Origin of the sequence: Mycolicibacterium vaccae NBRC 14118 = CIP 105934, from assembly GCF_001552715.1 — a bacterium.
Lineage (GTDB): Bacteria > Actinomycetota > Actinomycetes > Mycobacteriales > Mycobacteriaceae > Mycobacterium > Mycobacterium vaccae.
This window is the reverse complement of record NZ_BCRS01000284.1, coordinates 1-3,475: the sequence shown is the minus strand read 5'-3', so window position 1 is coordinate 3,475 and position 3,475 is coordinate 1. Positions and strand designations below refer to the sequence as shown.

The window sequence follows — 3,475 nt, the reverse complement described above, 5'->3', positions numbered from 1 at the left end:
CGGCGCTGTCGGCCTCGGCCTCAGCGGGTGCGGCGGCCTCTACCGGCGCCTCGGCCGCCTCGGCCTCCGGTTCGGCGACCTCGGCCGGCGCCTCGGCCGCGATGCGGGCCGCACGCTCCTCGGCTTCCTTTGCCGCGGTGCCCTTCTCGGGCAGCGTGAACGTGCTCTTGTCCAGCGAGCCGAGCAGCAGCTGCGCGACGTCGAGGACCTCGACCTTCTCGATGTCGCGGGTGGCGGCGACGTCGTCGACGCCGTCGGTGATCATCACGCGGCAGAACGGGCAACCGGTTGCGATCGCCGAGGCTCCGGTGTCGATGGCCTCCTCGGTGCGCTCGGTGTTGACGCGCTTGCCGATGTGCTCTTCCATCCACATCCGGGCACCACCGGCGCCGCAGCACAGGCCGCGGTCGGCGTGCCGGGGCATCTCGGTGAGCTTCGCGCCCGACGCCCCGATCAGCTCACGCGGCGCCGAGTACTCCTTGTTGTGGCGGCCGAGGTAGCAGGGGTCGTGGTAGGTGATGTCCTGACCGCTCGGGCTGCTGTCGGTGGAGGTGACGGGCACCAGCTTCTTGTCCCGGACCAGCCGGTTGAGCAGCTGGGTGTGGTGCAGCACGGTGTAGTTGCCGCCGACCTGCGGGTACTCGCGGCCGAGGGTGTTGAAGCAGTGCGGGCAGGTGACCACGACCTTGCGGTCGACCCGCTCGACGCCCTCGAACAGCTCGTTGAGGGTCTCGACGTTCTGCGCGGCCAGCTGCTGGAACAGGAACTCGTTGCCCGAGCGGCGGGCGGAGTCGCCGTTGCAGGTCTCGCCCTCGCCGAGCACCAGGAACTTCACCCCGGCCGCCGAGAGCAGCTCGGCCACGGCCTTGGTGGTCTTCTTCGCACGGTCCTCGTAGGCGCCGGCGCAACCCACCCAGAACAGGTACTCGTAGCCGTCGAAGGACTCGACGTCCTTGCCGTAGACCGGCACGTCGAAGTCGACCTCGTCGATCCAGTTGGTGCGCTCCTTGGAGTTCTGGCCCCAGGGGTTGCCCTTGTTCTCCAGGTTCTTGAACAGCACGCCGAGCTCGCCGGGGAACTCGGACTCCATCATCACCTGGTAGCGGCGCATGTCGACGATGTGGTCGATGTGCTCGATGTCGACCGGGCACTGCTCGACGCACGCGCCGCACGTGGTGCACGACCACAGCACGTCCGGGTCGATGACGCCGCCCTGCTCGAGGGTGCCGACCAGCGGCCGGGTGGCCTGGTCGGGACCCGAGCCCATGATGCGTTCGAAGCCGGACTCCGGCACGTGCTCGTGTGAGTGCTTCTCGCTGTGCTTCTCGCCGCGCAGTTCCTCGCCGAGGCCGCCTTCCGGCGTGTTCTCGAGCGGGCTCTCCTTCTCCCCGAGGATGTAGGGCGCCTTCGCGAACAAGTGATCGCGCAGGTTCATGATCACGAGCTTGGGCGACAGCGGCTTTCCGGTGTTCCAGGCCGGGCACTGGGACTGGCAGCGGCCACACTCGGTGCAGGTGGTGAAGTCGAGGTAGCCCTTCCAGGTGAAGTCCTCGATCTTGCCGCGGCCCAGCACCGCGTCCTCGGCGGGATCCTCGAAGTCGATGAGCTCGCCGTTGGACTCGACCGGAAGCAGCGGGCCCAGCGCGTTGGGCAAGCGCTTGAACGTGACGTTGACCGGCGCCAAGCCGATGTGCAGGTGCTTGGAGTGCAGCACGATCAGCAGGAAGACCAGCATGACCGCGATGTGGCCGAGCAGCGCGAACGTCTCGATCCACTCGTTGGCGGTGTGCCCGAGCGGACGCATGATCCAGCCCATGGCCTGCGAGAAGAACGCACCGTTGCCGTAGGGCAGGTTGCCGACGACGGCGGCTGCACCGCGGACCAGCGCGTAGGTCCAGATGACGTTGAAGATCATGAACAGGATCAGCCAGGCGCCGCCGGTGTGGCTGCCGTAGAACCGGGAGTCGCGGCCGTGCTTCTTCGGTTCGCGCACGATGCGGATGATCGCGAACGTGATGATGCCGAGCAGCACCGCGACGGCGAAGAAGTCCTGCAGGAAGCCCAGCGCATCCCAGCGACCGACCAGCGGGATGTGGAAGTCGTGGTCGACCAGGAGGCCGAACGCTTCCAGGTAGACGGTGGCCAGGACGAAGAAGCCCCACATCGTGAAGAAGTGCGCGATGCCGGGAATGGACCAGCGCAGCAGGCGAGTTTGCCCGAAGACCTCTTCGAATTGCGTGGTGATGCGTTTCTTCAGGTCGTCTTTGCGGTTGTTGCCCTCGCTGAGGGGCTGCCCGGAGCGGATCAGCTTGGTCAGGAAGAGGACGCGCTTGACGGCGAAGACGCCGACGACCGCGATCATCAGGACCCCGGCGACGATCCTGATCAACATCTGCGTATCCACGCGTGCCTCCGGTTTTCTTGTTACCCGCGGGTAACTTACAGTATGTTACTGGTCGGTAACTTTAGCTCGGTGCCTGCTCATAGTTACATCCGCCGGGGAAACGGCGCTACAAAGGCTGTCCTAACCCGCGGGTGGCTGTCCTAACCCGCGGATCGGAGCGGTCAGGCGCGGTCCGGCGAGTCCATCAGTGCGCGCAGCATCGAGAGCAACTCGGAGCGGGATTCGGCGCCCAGCCGCCGCCGGATTCGGGCCACGTGATGCTCGACGGTCTTGGCCGAGATGAACAGATGCGACCCGATGTCCCGATAGGGCAGGCCCTGCAGGAGCAGTTCGGCCACCTCGCGCTCCCGATCGGACAGATGTGCTGCGGCGGGACGCGCGGGCCGCGGGGGCGATGGCGTCACCGCCACGGATCCGCTGTCGGCTGCGGTGTCCGGCGCGTCCGCCGCGACGGTGTGTTTCAGGTCGCGGGCCAGCTGCAGCATGGCCTGGGAGATGCGCGGGTCGTCGGTCTGGAGCGCGGCCTGCCCGGCCAGCCGGGTCGCGTCCCAGGTGTGGCCGAACTGCGTGAGCGCGCGGGTGCTGGCGGTGACGTCGTCCACCTCGACCTGGTTGGCCAGCACCTTGAGCCAGGTCCGCCCCGCGGTGGCCAGCGCGCGGGCGAACGGGGAGTGGGGCGCCGCGGCGGTCAGCGCCTGTCCGTGCGGGGCGACCGCCTCCGGCGCGTTGCTCAGAATGCCCGCGTGGACGCCGGCCCAGTGCAGCGGCACCGCCCACAGCGCCGGATCGCCGAGCCGGCCGAGCAGCGCGAACAGCTCGTCGAGGACGTGGCGCAGCCGGTCGACCTGGCGCATCCGCGCCGCGGCGATCCACAGTTCGCCCACCGGCAGCACCATGAACACGTCGACCGAGCATTCGGCGAGCACCTCGACGGCCGAATACCAGTGCTTCTGCATCGCACCGCTGTCGCCCGTACGCCGGGCGACCCCGGTCTGCAGCGCCGCGGCCCACAGCGCGTCGCGGCGGTGCGGCTCGGGTACCGCGCCCGACCGGGCCGCCGCGGCTGCGGCG

The 3,475-nt window shown here is 68.5% G+C and carries 2 protein-coding genes; both read right to left on the bottom strand.

Translation table 11 applies throughout. The features are described 5' to 3' along the window. On the bottom strand, positions 1–2,404 hold a 2,404-nt coding region (locus tag MVA01S_RS29140; RefSeq protein WP_060941810.1), incomplete at its 3' end, for a (Fe-S)-binding protein. Positions 2,405–2,565: 161 nt separating this feature from the next. Further along, positions 2,566–3,475 (bottom strand): LuxR C-terminal-related transcriptional regulator (locus MVA01S_RS29135; protein WP_169801785.1); only part of this gene is annotated, 910 nt, incomplete at its 5' end.